Raw genomic sequence first — 16,454 nt, forward strand, 5'->3', positions numbered from 1 at the left:
CCGTGGGCAAGTTTTACTTGCATCAGACCGGCAAATCCCTTAATGGTTATGACGTTACTTCAAGGACACACCTATGCACGCACCATTCTTTTTTGCTTTCTCGTTTATCCGGCCCGCTTGAGGGAAGGCCTGTCGTCGTGTGAACAGAAAGCAAAGACGAATCGAGCCTCCCCTAGCGGAGGCTTTTTTTTGCATTAATATCAATCGATTACTTGGATAGGGAACAATCATGGCAACGCTCGACGAGATCAGACAAGACATCACCCGGTTGGATCAGGAGCTGCTTGCCCTGCTGGCGAAACGCAAGACCCTCAGCATCGAGGTGGCCCGTGCCAAGCAAGCCAACCCGCGCCCCATCCGTGACCACCAGCGGGAGCAGGAGCTGCTGGTTGCCCTGATCCAGAAAGGGCGCGTGCTGGGGCTGGATGCCCAGTACATCACCCGTATCTATCACACCATCATCGAAGACTCTGTTCTCTCCCAGCAGGCCTATCTGCAGAGTCTGCTCAATCCAGAGCAGCAGGAGCCGATGACCAGCGTCGCCTATCTTGGGCCGCGCGGTTCCTACTCCAGCCTCGCCGCACGCAAATATCTGGCGCGCTACAAGGATCAGGTGATCGAGGTGAACTGCCAGAACTTCCGCGAAGTGCTGGATGCGGTAGAGTCGGGGCGCGCCGCCTTTGGCGTGCTGCCCATCGAGAACACCAGCTCTGGCTCCATCAACGAAGTCTATGACGTGATGCAACACACCAGCCTCTCCATCGTCGGCGAGCTCACCTACCCCATCGAGCACTGCATTCTCACCGCCGTGCCGACCGAGCTGAGTCGCATCAAGACCTTCTATGCCCACCCGCAGGTGTTTCAGCAGTGCTCCCACTATCTGAGCAAACTGGAAGGAGCCCGTCACGAGATCTGCGACTCCTCCTCCAGCGCCATGATGAAGGTCAAAGAGCTTGCCAGCGCCGAGGCCGCCGCCATCGGCAGCGCCGCCGGGGGCGAGCTCTATGGCCTGGATGTGCTGGCCGAGCAGCTTGCCAACCAGAAAGAAAACTACAGCCGCTTCATCGTGGTGGCGCGCAAGCCCATCGACGTGGCGCCGCAGATCCCGGCCAAGACCACCCTCATCATGTCTACCTCCCAGAAGCCGGGTTCGCTGGTCGAGGCGCTGCTGGTACTGCGCAGCCACGAGATCAACATGACCAAACTGGAGTCCCGTCCGGTGCAGGGCAACCCGTGGGAAGAGATGTTCTATCTGGATGTCTCCGCCAACCTGCAGACCCCGGCGATGCAGGCCGCATTGGTGGAGCTGACCAAGATCACCCGCTATATCAAGGTGCTTGGCTGCTACCCGAGCGAGGATGTGAAACCCACCGCAGTGCCGCCGGTGCTGATGGGGAGCTAAACAGCCCACAACGACAAAAGGCGAGCACCCTGCTCGCCTTTTGTTTTGATGCCTGTGTTGATGCCTGTTTTCAGGTCAGGCAATCAACTCAGAACTGACCCGCCATCAACTGATTGATGTTGTAGAGGGCACGGGTATCGAGCTCCATCTCGGTGGCATAGGTGTTACCGCGCGGATAGGAGGCCACCACCCGGGCACCACGCACCACACCCGCCACAGAGACATCCAGCGAGTTGGAGGTCTGGGTCAGATCGCGGTAGCTGCTCTGACCGCGCACTTGCTGACCATTGAGCTGTTCGGCCAGCTCGCGATAAGCATCCATCTTGGAAGCGCGAATGGCTTGCAGCATCTTCTCCGACTGGGAGGGGCCAGGCTGGATGTCGATCACCGCATACCCCACCGCCTTGAGCACCGGAAAATCATCGGGCTTGCCACCCTGGGTGTAATCCACCACCCGGTTGTAGCTGCAACCGGTGAGCAAGAGTGCCAACAGGCAACCAAGCAACATCTTCATGACTCGCTCCTTATGGCGTCAGGTTAACCAGATGACCGCCCGGCCGGGCCTGACTGTCACGCATCAGATAACCGCGATTGATCGATGCCCGACCAAACGAGTTGTTGGCACCGAACAGATATTTTTGCGGGATCAGGCTCTGGGCCGTGGTCTCCACCATCTTGGTGCGCATGTCGATAACGCGGGCGTTGACCAAGATCCCCTTGCTGTTGCGGCTGAAGGTGCCAACCAGAATGCGGGAGATCGGCAAACGGGAAGAGAGCTCCTTGTAGTTGCGGCTCAGCACGAAGTCCCCCTGCGGCGTCACCTTGATGCTACCGGTCAGCTTGAAGTCCACCACCACCTCGCCGCGACGGTTGAGCTCGTAGATAAAGCTCTCCTCAATCTGCTGCCCCATCCAGTTGGTATCCTGCAGGGTATCGAGATCGACAAAGGAAGCCACTGCTATGGGTTCGGTCAGGGTGGTCAGCGATTTGCGCTCCATCAGCTGATCGGTCATGCGCGCCACCAGCCAGTTGAGTTCCATCCCCTGCGCCGCCTGGCGGGGGTCACCCTGATCCCGATTGATAGGGTCGGAGCCACACCCGGTCAATGCCAGGGCAAGCGCCAACGCCGTGATGAGTTTGTTCATGGATACCTTTCCTGTATCTGCACCTGACTTATTATCGGACGCGCCGGACAAAGCTTGAGCCGGGAATGAGGCATGATTCTTGCTTTTTAATGGACATCGTCAGCGCCAACGTGCGCTGCCACTTGGAACGTGTTGTGATCCATGTCGGCCAGCAAGCGCCATTTCCTCAAAATGGCTCGGCTGCCCGCCAACTCAAGGTATCTGCTATGAAATTACCGCTGCTGTTGACCCTGCTGCTGGCCAGTCTGAGCGCCCGCGCCGAGCTTATCGAAGCGCAGGGCAGCGCCGCCATTCTGGGGGGCGATGAGGTCTATGCCCGCGAGCAGGCGACCCGCGACGCCCTGCGTCAGGCGCTGCTGGCCAGCGGCGCGGCCGTTTCCAGCGTCCAGCGTCTGGAAAATGGCAGCCTGCGCTCCGAGCAGATCCAGATCCGCTCCGGCGGCGATATTCGCCAGTACCGGCTCAAGCGGGAAGAGGTGCGCAACGGTCGCATGTATATCACGCTAGTGGCCGACATTCAGGCCGAGCGCCAGATCTGCCAGACCCAGCACTTCGCCAAGGATTTGACACTGGTGCGGCTGCGGATGCGCTATCCAGATCAGGCAAGCTACGGCGCCATGGACGACATGCCGGAAAACCTCTCGCGACGACTGTTCGAGACTCTCGCCAACGCGCAGCAAGGGGTCGCTGTGCGCCAGTGGCTGGATGAAAACCTGCGCATCGATCCGCTGCATCTGCAACAGGGAGATCGCAGCGCCCTCGAAGAGATCAAGGCGCTCAGCCTGCGTACCGACAGCCAGTATCTGGTGCTCGGCAGCATCGACGATCTCTCCATCGAGCCGCAGGGCAACCAGCTGACCAGCTGGTATGAGGATCCCGTGCGCAACTTTCGCATGCAGCTCTATCTGTTCGATGGCATCAACGGCAGCCTGATCAACCGCAAGGTCTACGAAGGGCGCGCCACCTGGACCTTTGGCAAGCGGGAACAGGTGGGCAGCAGCAGCGGCCAGTTCTGGCAATCGAGCTACGGCCAGGAGGTCAACTACCAGCTGCAGCAGGCCGCTCAGGATCTGGTGTCCCAGCTCACCTGTGCCCCTGTCACCGCCCGGGTGGTCGGCCAGAACGAACGAGGCCCCTACATCAATCTGGGACGACGCAACGGCGTCAAGCTTGGCGATCAGTTCCGCATCCAGCACAACGCCGATTTCATCGACCCTTACGGCAAGTCGCGCATGATGCGCAATCCGGCCGACGGCCTGTTCGAGGTTGTACAGGTATTCGACGATGGCGCCATCATCAGCAGCCAGAACAAATATTCGCCGTTTAACATCCAGAATGGGGATTTGGCAGTATTGGAATAAGAATCAAGGGTTTAAAAGGGAGTTGCTTCTTGTATAATGCCCGCCACACAGCTCCCGTAGCTCAGTAGGATAGAGCGGTCCCCTCCTAAGGGATGTTTATTGCTTAAAAATCTATCTAAATATGCTGTTATAAGATTTTTTAAATATTAGGAATTATAAATATTTCCTTTAAAAACATAGCTTTATAGCTCAAAAAGCATTCATAAAAAACCAAGCTGCTTGTTTTGTGAGCGGCACAATCGATGCCTGTTTTGCGCTATTTAAGAGCTATTCACGCCATTCAACTCTACTTTTGCGCTATTTTGCCGCTATAATGTCTCAATAGAACATTTTTCGGTGGTACCCAATGGCTCCCAAAAATCCGGCTACATCCATACGCAAAGAAGAGTTCGATCTTAAGACGCTGCTCCAGGGTCACCCTGCGGCCATAATTAAAGGGAAATTCTCATTTACCTTTAAAGACCAGTACATAGATAGTCTTCCATTTATTAATGATAAAAATAAATGTGTTGAATTAACGCACTATAGTTCTGACGATGAAAAATATAATGAAAAGAACAAACCAAGATTAAAACTAAGAATCGGAAACAGTGTTAAGACATTCTATATTGTTTACGATAAAAATCGGAGGCAGAAAATTGGCAATTGGACGCCTCGCACTAAAAGTGGACATTACCAAAAAGGTTTTTTTAGCGTTACACAGGCTAAGGAAGAGTTTAAGAGATTAGTTAGTGATGCTGAAAAGATTAATCCAGAAAAGTGGAAATATCAGTCTTTTACATTGAGAACTTATCTTTTAGAGCATTATAAAAACGACCGTGAAAATAAATCAAACAAGAGGAATTCATTAATCCCTGTTACCGACAAAACAATAAGGGAAATCTCATCTGCCTTTGAACCATGGTTAGACCTCAAGCTATCTGAATTTAATGAAGATCACCCAGTAATATTCAAAAAGTATTGGCAGAACAAAGAAACGCCAATAACATCAGAAACAATGAGGAAATACTATTCCTTATTAAACAGCTTGTTTAATATGTGTGTTACGTGCACATATTTACCAAAGAATAAAATTGATAGGCATATTTTTCTGTTCCCAAGAAACCCTAAGAGGCCTGTCACAACATATACTGACCCCACAAATGAAGTCGTGGAATTTATTTTTAATGAAGACACTCCAGGTGGTGGGGATTCCAAGATCATAGTTGCAACCATGTTCCTATGCGGGGCAAGAAACTCTGAAATATATAGAAACACAAGCAACAATTTTAATATTAATGATAGATCCATACGTATTCCTGAGCACATTAGTAAAAACAAGGCTGCACGCATTGTTGCTATTGAGTCTGACTCATACTGGAATTATGTAGCGAAATACAAAATTCTAAAAAGCTTGAGTGATCGAGAGGGTGAGTTAATGTTTCCTTGTTGTCGCGACGCAAAGGCCCCCCATGTAACTTCGAGCCTTTATCAGAAAACTTGGCAGGCAGTTAAAAAAGAGTTTAATTTTCCTAAGATAGGCCGACTATATGATGCCAGACATACTTTTGCCAAAAAAGCACTAGAAAGCGGAGTGCCTATTCAAGATTTATCTAAAATCACTGGACACAGCCTCGAAACGTTGATGAATTACTATATTGACAACAATATCAGCCAAGCTACAAGAGAAAAGTTAAGGAGTGCAACCAATTCTAATGCAGCTATAAAGGTGCAACAGGAAACGAATTTCCCTCCATCTGTTAATAGCTTATATGAAAGCTATGTTAGGAGATGTATAAAGAAGAATATAAAAGATGAACTCTCTACTTTCGTACAAGAAATGAAAGATTTGAGTGACCAAAACCAACTAAATGCAGAGCAAATTTTTTGGCTTAAAGAAATGCTGTAGCTTGAATATAGAGTTATTATTTTCTTGCAATGGATTTGCTGAATGAGGCCATATTTCTAGGTATAGGCCATGAACATGATTCAGTTCGTTCATTCGCTCATGGAGGGGGCGTGTGCCCTCCATAGCAGCAACATCAACAATTATCACCAGTGAGGTAACTGTCAGAAAATCAGAACATGGAGTACGATGATGAGAACAAATCATTGCCAATACGGGAACAGTAAAATATGTCACTTTCAGTATATCAACCCATTACGAAGGCAAGTTCAGCCCCCACCCTTATGACGACTCTCAACATCCCTCAAGATCCACTGAGTGCACATCTCTGGATCATAGCTGGCGTAGCGCCTAGCATCATTCATCAACTTTCCGGACTAGTGATGACTGATGTTGGTGTGATATGCCGCCTTGTTGGCATTAGCCGAGGCACATTGTCCCGTAAGGTCAGGAATGAGACCACCCTATCAATATCACAGGGTGAAAGGGTATACGGCGTTGTACAGGCACTCGAAGCTGTTCTCTCCCTCCACAGAAACAATACCGTCAGAGCAATGTCATGGTTACATCGCCCAGCCTGGGGCCTCGGTGGTAAAAGGCCAGCAGAGGTGCTGTCGACAGCTTTAGGGGCTCAGGCAGTAATAGTACTTGTAGGACGAATCCAACATGGGGTGTGCACCTAGAGCGAGGTAGCTGATAGGCTAACCCCCCTTAAGAACGCTTCAAAAACAACCAACCTCATCTTTTTTCCAACTTTTTTCATTTACCCCACTTGAAAAAATCGAAAAACTGTCCATTTACTATTATTGAGAACAATTAAAAAATTTAAGAATTTCAACATTCCGCTGCTTCGCAGCGAAGATGATCCAGATTTTCATTATCTTCCACCCCCAATCTTTGATAAAAATATATTACACACCGTCAAAAATGCTTGCATACTAAAATAAATAATTAGAAATGTGAGAAACATATATTATATAGAGATATAGATTCAATATAGAAACTCATTATATGCAAGTCATTATTTAAAAAGCACACCACGATTAAAATATGAATAGAAGCTATCTACTAGAATTCATTCAATGTAAAAACACGTTTCTTTAGACGTTCTATTTCTTGATGAATAATAAAACCCACATGACTATCACTAGGGGAGCTAGGTACTACGACGAATAAGCCACAGTTTGGTGGATATAATAGGCCATGCTTTTTCCCTCTTTTAAAAACCCAACGGCTACTTACATATTTCCGAACTATCTTATCCACTTCTTTTGATGTTGAATATCTCATAGAACCCCTATAAAAATAAACATGCAAATTTAAGTAGCATTAAATGATGGTGTATTCATCAAAATGAAGCCTAACGTTTACATCATCAGAAATTGAAGACTCCGATGCCCATTCAGACTGTAGCCGCTTTTTAAGGTCCTTTACTGCTTCATCTATACTATTTTTAGCCCAAGGGGCAGATCGATATTTACCATCTGGCAACTGTTCAACTAAATTAATTATGTAATTTAAATGGCTGAAACCAAGACTCCTACGTTGCTCTGTGGGTATTTTCCAAGTATCAAAGACTAGATTAATTTGTCCATCGTAAGCATCCACCTTCCATGTAGCTTCAGGGAGTGGATTAAGATGGGTACGTAACCCCTCAGCTACCCCTCCAATAAGTCTATTAACTACCCAATTATGAGATTGGCCACTAGCTAAAAACCGATCAAAAGAAGTATTGTTAGAGTCCCTCAACCAACCATCAGAGTATGCAGTCCTACGTTTCTCAAAATCAGTTACTTCAACAATTTTGAATCTAAGATTACGTACATCTGCTGGATACAGCAGTCCATCATTTAAAGTAACGAAGTTAGCCTCACTAAATGCAATATCATCTAATCTAGATAGATTCCACTTATCTGCTTCATTTGGTGACACCCATTTAAGCCCATCCGGCGTTGGTAATGTCCGTGACATGATAATGCTAGACTTATGAAAATCATTGTGCCTTGGATTAGTTATTTCAAAATGGATCCAAGGATATGCATGCTTGATATTTACATGTAAATCATCAGTATAGAAGTGACGTACCTTATTGATGATCTCTCGTATCCTATAAAAGATGTCACCCAGACCATACACTAAACTCGTACTCATTGAGTCCATCATAGTTTCACGAATGAACCAATGACCATGTACATTTGCGGGATTAAGAATTTGCTCGTTACTCCATCCAGTAATTTCTCGTAGTCTGATTAGCTCATCAGTTTGACCAAATAATTGAGCTAGCTCAATTTGAATAGCAATCTCTCTTGCAAAGTCATCAATCCCTTCACTAACTTCAGATCCAATTTTTTTTCTTTCGTTATTCCATGCATATAACTCTTGATTAAGAACTTGGTTATTACCATAGTTCAGCTGTTCCTGTAGTTGTTTGACTAACTTCTCCATATAATGATATGACTCGGGAGTATCCTTGCCTTGCAGTACCTCTACAGTTGTATCAAGAACTTTAGCTAAAGCATCTGCCAAGGCCTTGCTTGTATGACCATTTTTTTCTATGCGCTGGTAATGACCAATTAAAGTTTTAGATGTCGCTTCTGGGGAGCGCCCCAAAATTTCGTAGGCTGTGCTCATCAACTTTTGTTGCGTAAGGCCAGCGCTGACTCGTAACCCCTTTAACCTTACAGGATCGATTACAAATGATGTTCTTCCCATAAAAATGAACTCCTTAATGATGATGTTCATATAATGGCCGCAAATATAAATGTTGTATATACCGCGTAAATACCTCATTTATTTTAATCAAAAGACAGACGACATGATCTATCCATCCAAATCAAGTTACAGGTCTTGCTTTTCGGGTAAGGAAGTTTGGCTGTCCACATCAGCGCTGTTGGCTACCTCAACCCAAACAAATGTCGACCAGCCCTGTGAGTTGTGGAATGAGCCGAATGAGGGCTATTATCGGCTCATATCGCGAGCCGAATGTGGTGTCAATTCGGCTCATTTTTGGCATTGCACTGCTTGCCCGCGACACAAAATCAACGAGATTATCGATGACCGTAGACTGGATCTGGCAACACGAGAACTGGCCTCATTTTTGCTGGCAAGACCGGCAGTTACTGCCAAAGCTACGCCAAGTGCACCGTAATCTGGGGTTGCTCCAGGGCCTTCACTTATCAGCTCACAACACAACACTGGCGCATCAGACACATGCCCTAGATACGCTGCTGGCCAATGTCGTCGCGTCCTCGGCTATCGAGAATCAACAACTGAACTCTCAGTCGTTACGTGCATCTCTGGCATGTCGCCTCGGGATAGTGGAGCAGTCACCCTACCCTACCTCAGTTAGATCCGAGGGACTGGCCGCGATGATTGTGGATGCAATTAGCAGCGATGAGCAGTTGACGCTTGAACGCCTGCTACAATGGCATCGCTGGCTTTTTCCCGCAGATGACCGGAGATCGCATCAGATACGTGTTGGCCAGCTGCGTGGTGATGAGCCGATGCAGGTGATATCCGGAGCACGAGATCGACTGACCGTGCATTTCGAGGCACCACCACGAGAGGGGCTGGAGGAGGCATTGGCGGCATTTGTCGACTGGTTCAGAAGCAGTCTCGATGAGCCCTGCCTAGATCCATTACTGCGAGCCGCCATCTGTCATCTCTGGTTTGTCACGTTACATCCGTTTGATGACGGTAATGGCAGAATCACCCGAGCCCTCACCGATCTTGCACTCTCTCAGGCCGACAACCAGAGCATCAGTCTGTATGCAATGTCGACCGTGATTTTCGAGCGTCGAGCTGATTACTATCGCACTCTGGAGCAGACTCAGAGAGGAGGCTTGGATGTCACAGAGTGGCTGGTTTGGTTTTTGGACACACTCAACGTCACGCTGGAACAGGCCCAACAATCATGCACACATGCGCTTGCTCGAAACCGCTTCTGGCTGCTACACGCTAGTGACCAATTGTGCCCTGAACAGGTGATGATACTGAACCATTTGCTCGACGGTTACACACAGGACGGCCTTCCGTATATTAGTGCCAGCCAGTATCAAAAAATTGCTCAGGTGAGCAAATCTACAGCCACGCGCCACCTTACTGATCTACTAGAAAAAAACTGCCTAGAAAAAGAACCTGGTGGAGGCGGTAGAAATACCCGTTATAGGCTCAAATTGACACATGACAGATCAGACAGCTCAAAATGAGGTGTGGGTGATTACCACCGTCAGATCTTATTGATTGTCTATATTTGATGATTTTTGGATACTAACTCAGAACGGCGAGACTATGTGGTAATTGGACTGAATAACGGGCTACGGTTCAGTTTTTTCTGAATTTTGACGCGCCCCTGGTGGCGGAATCTCGAAGTCAGGCATTACCGCCTACGCGACTTAAGGAACCTTCACCTCGAGTTTTTGAGGCCTCAAAGGTGATAACTAGATCTGTACATACGTTGGCCGGAATGGCGGTTCAACTTCGCCGGAATACACAATAGTAATAACCATAAGCTGATTTTCATCATAGGGGTACTTTCTCAATAGTTATCACCAGTTACGAAGCCCACATACTCTTAAGGGAGAATACGTATTTTACGTACCACGTATATGTTAAGAGGCTAACACATAAGTTAGCCTCTTAACATTAATTTACTCAAACATAACTTTGAATTTCTTTACGAAGCTTACGGATCTCATCAAGTTGAGCATGAGCGGCTTTAGTACTGTTTGACTTGGTTTCAGCTTCCATACGGAATTCACTCAAGGACTGCTCAATCGTATTGATTGGCTGCTCAAAACCTGACTCAATAATAGCAGATAGCTGTTCTTCCATGTTAATACGCACACTGTTACCGCAATCACGAAATGTTTTTCTGATATCCCGCTTTACCTGCAATACCTTTTTGGCATGCTCAGCCTGTTGGTAATCATCATATATCTGCATTCCTACGCCGAACACAGACATGGCTGGACCAAGAAATTTAGCTCCGCTACCTATTTTATCAGCAATCTTAACTGCTTCATATGGTTTGAATTTGTAACCAAAAAACTTACCAAGCTCTTTAACTGCACTATGCAACGTACTCCCTGATACCCTTTTTAGGCCCTCTTTAGTTACATCCCCGACAGCGCTTTTAGAAATAAATGAAAAACCTTTTTCTGCCGTCTTTAACATGCTTTGGCTGAAAATATTATTCAGCTTTAGAGGGTCATCTTTTTCAAATGTTTCCGGATTATAACCCTCCCTTTTCAGCTCCATATTTCTAGCTGAATCCAGAGCGTCTCTAACCTTTATGCTTGCTGGAGTGTTAGCAAGGTCGTTGAGTTCTTTATCAAGATCCATGAAGCACTCTTCAACTGTCATCTGAAAGGCTTCAAAAGCCTTCTCCGTTATTTTTTTGCACTCATAGACAACATGCTCTTGTGTTTTTTCAAACTCTTCTTGTTCTCCACCCAGAGCATCCGCTAGTTGCTCTCCTAATCTGATAATCTCACTATTAACACTATTCATATCAGCCTGAACTTTTTTTACAAGGTCGCGCTGATTTGAATTAAAAACGCGTTTAGTTTGACTCAATACACTGACAACACCTTTCTGCAAAGGATCATTGATTGTTAATTCATCAAGCCTTTTCTCAAGCGAACTATACAAATTCTGCAAAGGGGTTGTCAGTTTAGAATAGAGCCCTCTCTGCACCACAAAATTATCAATTGCTTGAGTAAAACCAGCATGATTGGAAAGCTCTAAAAGCTCCTGCCTTTCCTCTTCATCATCCTCATCTAGCGCATCAAAATATGACTGCGCATCGGTAAACACAATGGGGAAGTCTTCGGGAATGTTAGGCTCAAGCACCTGTGTGATCCCAGAAATCTTGGTTTCCTTACTAGCTGAGTCACTCTCGAATTTATTGATAACAATCATGATCTCTTTGGCACGCCCCTGATTAAAGCACAGGTCACGAAATGCAGCGCCAACTACATCATCAAACAGCTCATTTGTGATGACATAAATCAGCAGGTCAGCCTTATTGATGGCTGCGATTGCCTTCTCATCATGCTGTTCACACTCGCCGGCTTTTATTCCTGGCGTATCCCAAATCTTCAACGACTTATATTTATACTCTGTAACATCTCCAGTGGTTACTCCTGCTCCGATTTTAATATCTTCAATACCAGTTAACATTTTAATTAAAGTGGACTTTCCAGCACTATACTGGCCAGCAAACACAATATTTAAAGGAGCCATATCAGAAACAGTGCCCAGATCGATGTCTCCACCTAATGAGTTCATCAGACGTACTGTTTCTTCTATCAAATCATCAACTTTGCTCTTTAACAGGTTATAGTGCAAATCGCTCATCATTCATCCTTAAACCGGAACCGGGGTGATTTCACAAGAGCACAATGCCGCAGCCATTTTTATTCTCCGGTGCTCTTTACCTATAATCTTGCTGATATTTTCTTTTCTTGCATAGATCATAACCTTATTACCTTCAGCAACTTCAATACGCTCATAAAGACCTTTGAAAAGATGTAAGATCTTACCCTCTAGCTCCATATCATAAACTGAAACCAAGGTTTCACGCATTGACTTGCTCAATTCACGCAACAAAGATCCATTACGAAAATAATCTGATATAAGAAAGTAACATGCGTAGCCTGGCACTCTCACTATCTTTTTAAAACGTGGAAAATTGAAATGCTTACCAGTAACAACATAAGCCAGCCTATTCAACAAGCGGTTATTAATTTCATGCTTAAGATTATATAATTTACTTTCGCTGGCGCTCAACTGACTAATAAACAAACTCATAGAGGCGCACAATAGAGAAAGGTTATTTATAGCTGGCATCATCAGTTTTCTGGAAAGATTTTCATCAAACCAGTCATTTAAACTATCCTGTACTTTTCTCTTACTTTTTTCAATATCATCCAGCAATGCCTGGCGCTGCTTTGCTTTTGCCTCCTTCAACTTCTTAGCCTTTGAATCTGAAAAAAGACCAAAAACAGTGAACAATACACCAATCCCCACGGCAACCCAACCGATAGGATTCCAAGCATTAAAGAATGCGATTGCACTCACCACACTTGAAATGGCAGAGCCCCAGCCGTTTATGCGCCTAAAGTCAGTCTCATTGAAGCTACTGCCATTATGCTTAACCTCAAATGATAGAGAGATATCCAGGCCTTCCTTTAACTCTCGATTGAAGTCTTCAAGTTCATCAACAATCTGGTCTGAAAAATAACTGGCTGCCTGCTCTATTCGTTTTGATATATTAAAGCTTTTATAATGCTGATCCCATGCTTTACTAACATTACTGTCTTCAATATGGTCATCAACAAAATCGGCGACTGAGTCAATCAGTGGTTTAAAAGCTGCATCGACCTCTTTTGCCAGCATACGAGGAGCATCTCGTAGTGTTTTATCTTTCCATGCAGCTATGCGCGTTAAACCACTCTCATATTGTGGTAACAAGCATTCCAAGCGTTCCTTTTGAGCAAGGAGCAGCAGGCTTTGTGCATCTATGTGATGCAAGCAGGAATCCAGAAATGTTTGTATTCTGCGAATAGGGCCATTACTTTCAACTTCTTTCTGAAGTGCATTCAGCAGCTCATCAATCCGGCTTAATTCATGCAACAGCTTGCCCTCTTCCTGCTCCTCTTTAGTTGCCAAAAACGCAGCCTGGGCATGTATGGGGATCACCCTAACTGTAGCCGGGTTGATCCCTGCCCGTGCCGCAAGTTTTTTCAGCCGCTCATCATGTTGCTGAATATCCTCTTCCTTGAACACATACTTCTCAGGATTTTTGAGTGCTCGCCGCTTGTTACCCGGATTTTCCAGGTCTTTTTTCATATTCAGCACAAAAATAAGGGGCTTATTCAGTTTGTATACATGCTCAAGCTCGGTGAAAGTAGACTCCTGTATGCTGTCGCTGTTGAGCAGGAACAAGACAACATCGGATTGTTCCAAAATCTCGCGAGCTATCTCTGTATCTTCTTTGCCGTTATAGGCACCAAAACCCGGCGTGTCGATAATCCTAAGGTTGTTCCACTCGTACTCTTTTACGTCACGGGTAGTCCGTTGTGCTCCTTTACCTATGGTCTGGCCATCCCCCCCGGTAATAGCTTCTCGAATGGTGCTTTTACCCGCCATGGTCCGGCCAAACAACATCACATTAAAGTGTTCGAGACTGCGCTTTTGCTTGGTCAAATTAGCCGAACGTTTGGCAAGCAAGGCAGCATAATCCCTTTCAAGATCATTTTGAATATTGGTAAGACCATCTTCCAGCGCCTTGGTATGTGACAAAGCCTGGCTGGATTGCTTAACGACCGTTTTCAGTTCTTTACGAAGGTCATCAATAATGAGGTCGCACTGGGCAAAATGTTGCTCTACAACCGTGTATTCATCTTTGGCGATATCCCGGCAGCTTGCCAGCGAAGACAGATACTGATTTTGTGCAGTCATGGAATTAGTCCACCTTATTTCCTTAACATGATGGTGCTCGACATGTGCCAGGTAGTCCGGGGATTGCTGCAAGTAGAATACGCAATTTAACATGCTCCCGGTGGAATACTTGGCTAGATAGATAACTGGATCACATGCGCCACGCCAGTGGTGCAACATAGATAATTGCTATCGAGCTATCCTGTCTGCTTGGGAGAGCTGCCTCTACAGATCTATGAACAATCCTCGCTACACGAGAATGATATAGCCACATCGTTATCTTTGACATGAGAGGGAAGCGCTTTATCTATATATAAAAACAATCCCACTCAGTTGCGCAACTCAGTTACCCTGCTGGCCCCCTGAGTTGCTCTCGAGCTTGGGCGCCTGGCTGCCCATGCTTGGGGATGACGTCGGCAATCATACCAGAGTCATCAAACCAACCATCCAGGGACTCACCTACAGGTGCGATTATACGAGTACAACCAACCAAGATAATCTGAACATGCGTGACTGTAGTGGTCAAGTGAAACTGCCACGGTTTTATTAGCAGCCCAATACTGCCGCTCAGATTCAATTATTGTCAAAGCACCGTTGCAGTGATGGGGACGAATGTTCCTGCAATAGCTCCGTTGTTACCCTAAACGATGCAGCTAGAGGGGAAGCTAGGTGTATGGAAATGGTATTCACCTGACAGTTGCCCACAAAAGGGAGTGGTCATACGGCTTCAAACCGGTATCCCTACCGTGTTATCTGGAGTCACCATATGACCACCAACGAGAAAGTAGCACGTCATAAACTCAGCCTGCCAGAGCTCGCCAAAGAGCTCAATAACGTCAGCAAAGCCAGCAAGTGCCTCAGCTATAGCCGCCAACAGTTCTACGAAATCAGCTGCAATCATCAGACCTACGCAACCAATTGTTAGCTAGATTGGGTACTTGGTTGCACGATAAGTCCCTCCCAGGCGAGCTCATTGGAGGATGTGCTGGAGCGGGCTAGTAATCAGGTAGGGTGATAGATGCAGCATGGTGAAAGGGTCTGAAATTGATACCAAAGGAAGGGCGCACGAAATTAGCGTAAACAAGACACCGGTTTGAGGCCGGTGTCAGGTGATAACTAGATCTGTACAAAAAATTTGCTAACCGTTTTGTAACGACAATTTCAACTTTACTGTAGAAGTAAGCAAATTACAGTGCATTTTCATCCACTCGATAATTTCATTTTTAGTCAAACAAACGATATTTTCTATACCTCTACCTTGATAAGAATCTGGATGTGTTGAGAATAAAAAAACCTTGTTGTTTCCACGCAGATACTCTTCATAATCAGCAGGGTTAAGCGTAGATGGCCACCTCCCCGACTTCACTTGAACTAAGCCTGTTTCTCCATCACTATTTGTCATGGAAAATTCGAAGTGAGGTTTTGAGCGAAAGCAAGTAGATTTTATCAAAATCCAACCTTCCGTCTGAAGTTTTGAGGCAATAATGTCCTCGACATCATCAGGAGATAGCAATCCAAACAATGAATCTTGATCTATTGTATCCAAAACACTACGAATTGCCGCTATATCAATCCTTGGAAGGCGAGATAAGTCCTTACATAGATGAGTTAATAGATATCGATTAAGTCTTACCTCCGCTTCGGATAGGTTAATTCTTTGAACCATTCTCCGAGCAATAGTTCCCCTTTGTACTGATCCGCAAACTAAATCATCAGGGACCTCGATCCATTTTGCCTCGATAGCGTGACCTAGATCGTAATGATAAAAATCCTCACATATTTCCCTTGCAATGTATTTTTTATCCCCGGCAATGCAAAGATAGTAGTGACCGTTTCTTTGCATCCAAAGGTGATCTCCAGGTTTAATTTCATCAAACAGTATTTGAATTGGTCTAGGGATATCCGTGATATTCCACGTATCTTTTATTAACAGTTGTGCTTCATCAAAGTTCTTAGGCTGCTCATTTTCGTAACCATGAGACCATCCTATTCCGACCATGCCAAGTTCTTTGCACTTAATAAAAGGATCATACCCTTCATCGCTTTCAGGTTTGATGCTGAACTTCCACGTCTGCATTAGGCCTCCTTTTGCAGATAAATCTGTCAACAAATCCATATTTAAATTTACTGCTAAGCACAAAAACGTAGCGATAGGGTCGTTTAGCTCACCCAAGAGTGTCGTAGCTAATTTTCATAGAGACTTAAGCGTCAGATGA

At 45.9% G+C, this 16,454-nt stretch carries 11 protein-coding genes, 1 pseudogene and 1 other annotated feature; of the genes and pseudogenes, 6 read left to right on the forward strand and 6 right to left on the reverse strand.

The window, feature by feature from the left end; translation table 11 throughout:
* The first annotated feature begins 69 nt into the window (after window positions 1-69).
* Window positions 70-191 (forward strand) — a sequence feature (Phe leader region).
* Window positions 192-229: 38 nt separating this feature from the next.
* Window positions 230-1,402, forward strand: a complete 1,173-nt coding sequence (gene pheA, locus ACTG1P_RS08295) for a prephenate dehydratase (RefSeq protein ID WP_111808139.1) — start codon at window positions 230-232, stop codon at window positions 1,400-1,402.
* 88 nt (window positions 1,403-1,490) lie between these two features.
* On the opposite strand, the gene ACTG1P_RS08300 is transcribed toward pheA, so the two are convergent.
* Both ACTG1P_RS08300 and ACTG1P_RS08305 read right to left on the reverse strand, forming a co-directional pair.
* Window positions 1,491-1,916, reverse strand: a complete 426-nt coding sequence (locus ACTG1P_RS08300; protein ID WP_440000985.1) for an LPP20 family lipoprotein — start codon at window positions 1,914-1,916, stop codon at window positions 1,491-1,493.
* 10 nt (window positions 1,917-1,926) lie between these two features.
* Window positions 1,927-2,547, reverse strand: a complete 621-nt coding sequence (locus ACTG1P_RS08305; protein WP_005338718.1) for a FlgO family outer membrane protein — start codon at window positions 2,545-2,547, stop codon at window positions 1,927-1,929.
* Window positions 2,548-2,753: 206 nt separating this feature from the next.
* Here ACTG1P_RS08305 and ACTG1P_RS08310 point away from each other — a divergent pair, with 206 nt between their 5' ends.
* From ACTG1P_RS08310 to ACTG1P_RS08320, 3 genes are all read left to right on the forward strand, one after another.
* Window positions 2,754-3,908, forward strand: a complete 1,155-nt coding sequence (locus ACTG1P_RS08310) for a flagellar assembly protein T N-terminal domain-containing protein (protein ID WP_440000986.1) — start codon at window positions 2,754-2,756, stop codon at window positions 3,906-3,908.
* Window positions 3,909-4,254: 346 nt separating this feature from the next.
* Complete coding sequence (locus ACTG1P_RS08315; protein ID WP_427273692.1) at window positions 4,255-5,796, forward strand: tyrosine-type recombinase/integrase; 1,542 nt, start codon at window positions 4,255-4,257, stop codon at window positions 5,794-5,796.
* A gap of 281 nt (window positions 5,797-6,077) precedes the next feature.
* Window positions 6,078-6,476 (forward strand): antitoxin Xre/MbcA/ParS toxin-binding domain-containing protein, encoded by a 399-nt coding sequence (locus tag ACTG1P_RS08320; protein ID WP_440002290.1) that lies wholly within the window; start codon window positions 6,078-6,080, stop codon window positions 6,474-6,476.
* Between the two features lie 646 nt (window positions 6,477-7,122).
* Here the strand turns inward: ACTG1P_RS08320 and ACTG1P_RS08325 are convergent.
* On the reverse strand, window positions 7,123-8,535 hold the full coding sequence (locus ACTG1P_RS08325; RefSeq protein WP_440000987.1) for a helix-turn-helix transcriptional regulator: 1,413 nt from the start codon (window positions 8,533-8,535) through the stop codon (window positions 7,123-7,125).
* Window positions 8,536-8,741: 206 nt separating this feature from the next.
* Here ACTG1P_RS08325 and ACTG1P_RS08330 point away from each other — a divergent pair, with 206 nt between their 5' ends.
* Window positions 8,742-10,001, forward strand: coding sequence for a Fic family protein (locus ACTG1P_RS08330; RefSeq protein WP_440000988.1), 1,260 nt, complete (start codon window positions 8,742-8,744; stop codon window positions 9,999-10,001).
* 445 nt (window positions 10,002-10,446) lie between these two features.
* Here ACTG1P_RS08330 and ACTG1P_RS08335 read toward each other — a convergent pair whose 3' ends face one another.
* The gene (locus ACTG1P_RS08335) at window positions 10,447-12,153 is read right to left on the reverse strand and encodes a GTPase (protein ID WP_440000989.1); all 1,707 of its coding nucleotides are present in this window, start codon (window positions 12,151-12,153) and stop codon (window positions 10,447-10,449) included.
* Between the two features lie 9 nt (window positions 12,154-12,162).
* Window positions 12,163-14,259, reverse strand: coding sequence for a GTPase (locus ACTG1P_RS08340; protein ID WP_440000990.1), 2,097 nt, complete (start codon window positions 14,257-14,259; stop codon window positions 12,163-12,165).
* 745 nt (window positions 14,260-15,004) lie between these two features.
* On the opposite strand from ACTG1P_RS08340, the pseudogene ACTG1P_RS08345 reads away from it, so the two are divergent.
* Window positions 15,005-15,148 (forward strand): annotated as a pseudogene (locus ACTG1P_RS08345) (IS481 family transposase); the annotation flags it as partial.
* A gap of 228 nt (window positions 15,149-15,376) precedes the next feature.
* Here ACTG1P_RS08345 and ACTG1P_RS08350 read toward each other — a convergent pair.
* Complete coding sequence (locus ACTG1P_RS08350; protein WP_440000991.1) at window positions 15,377-16,315, reverse strand: hypothetical protein; 939 nt, start codon at window positions 16,313-16,315, stop codon at window positions 15,377-15,379.
* Window positions 16,316-16,454 lie beyond the last annotated feature (139 nt).

Origin of the sequence: Aeromonas sp. 11P, from assembly GCF_051920165.1 — a bacterium.
GTDB lineage: Bacteria > Pseudomonadota > Gammaproteobacteria > Enterobacterales > Aeromonadaceae > Aeromonas > Aeromonas veronii.

Coding starts and splice junctions, on each gene's coding strand:
- pheA (WP_111808139.1), top strand. CDS start 230: ATGGCAACGCTCGACGAGATCAGACAAGACATCACCCGGTTGGATCAG.
- ACTG1P_RS08300 (WP_440000985.1), bottom strand. CDS start 1,916: ATGAAGATGTTGCTTGGTTGCCTGTTGGCACTCTTGCTCACCGGTTGC.
- ACTG1P_RS08305 (WP_005338718.1), bottom strand. CDS start 2,547: ATGAACAAACTCATCACGGCGTTGGCGCTTGCCCTGGCATTGACCGGG.
- ACTG1P_RS08310 (WP_440000986.1), top strand. CDS start 2,754: ATGAAATTACCGCTGCTGTTGACCCTGCTGCTGGCCAGTCTGAGCGCC.
- ACTG1P_RS08315 (WP_427273692.1), top strand. CDS start 4,255: ATGGCTCCCAAAAATCCGGCTACATCCATACGCAAAGAAGAGTTCGAT.
- ACTG1P_RS08320 (WP_440002290.1), top strand. CDS start 6,078: ATGACGACTCTCAACATCCCTCAAGATCCACTGAGTGCACATCTCTGG.
- ACTG1P_RS08325 (WP_440000987.1), bottom strand. CDS start 8,535: ATGAACATCATCATTAAGGAGTTCATTTTTATGGGAAGAACATCATTT.
- ACTG1P_RS08330 (WP_440000988.1), top strand. CDS start 8,742: ATGAGGGCTATTATCGGCTCATATCGCGAGCCGAATGTGGTGTCAATT.
- ACTG1P_RS08335 (WP_440000989.1), bottom strand. CDS start 12,153: ATGAGCGATTTGCACTATAACCTGTTAAAGAGCAAAGTTGATGATTTG.
- ACTG1P_RS08340 (WP_440000990.1), bottom strand. CDS start 14,259: ATGACTGCACAAAATCAGTATCTGTCTTCGCTGGCAAGCTGCCGGGAT.
- ACTG1P_RS08350 (WP_440000991.1), bottom strand. CDS start 16,315: ATGCAGACGTGGAAGTTCAGCATCAAACCTGAAAGCGATGAAGGGTAT.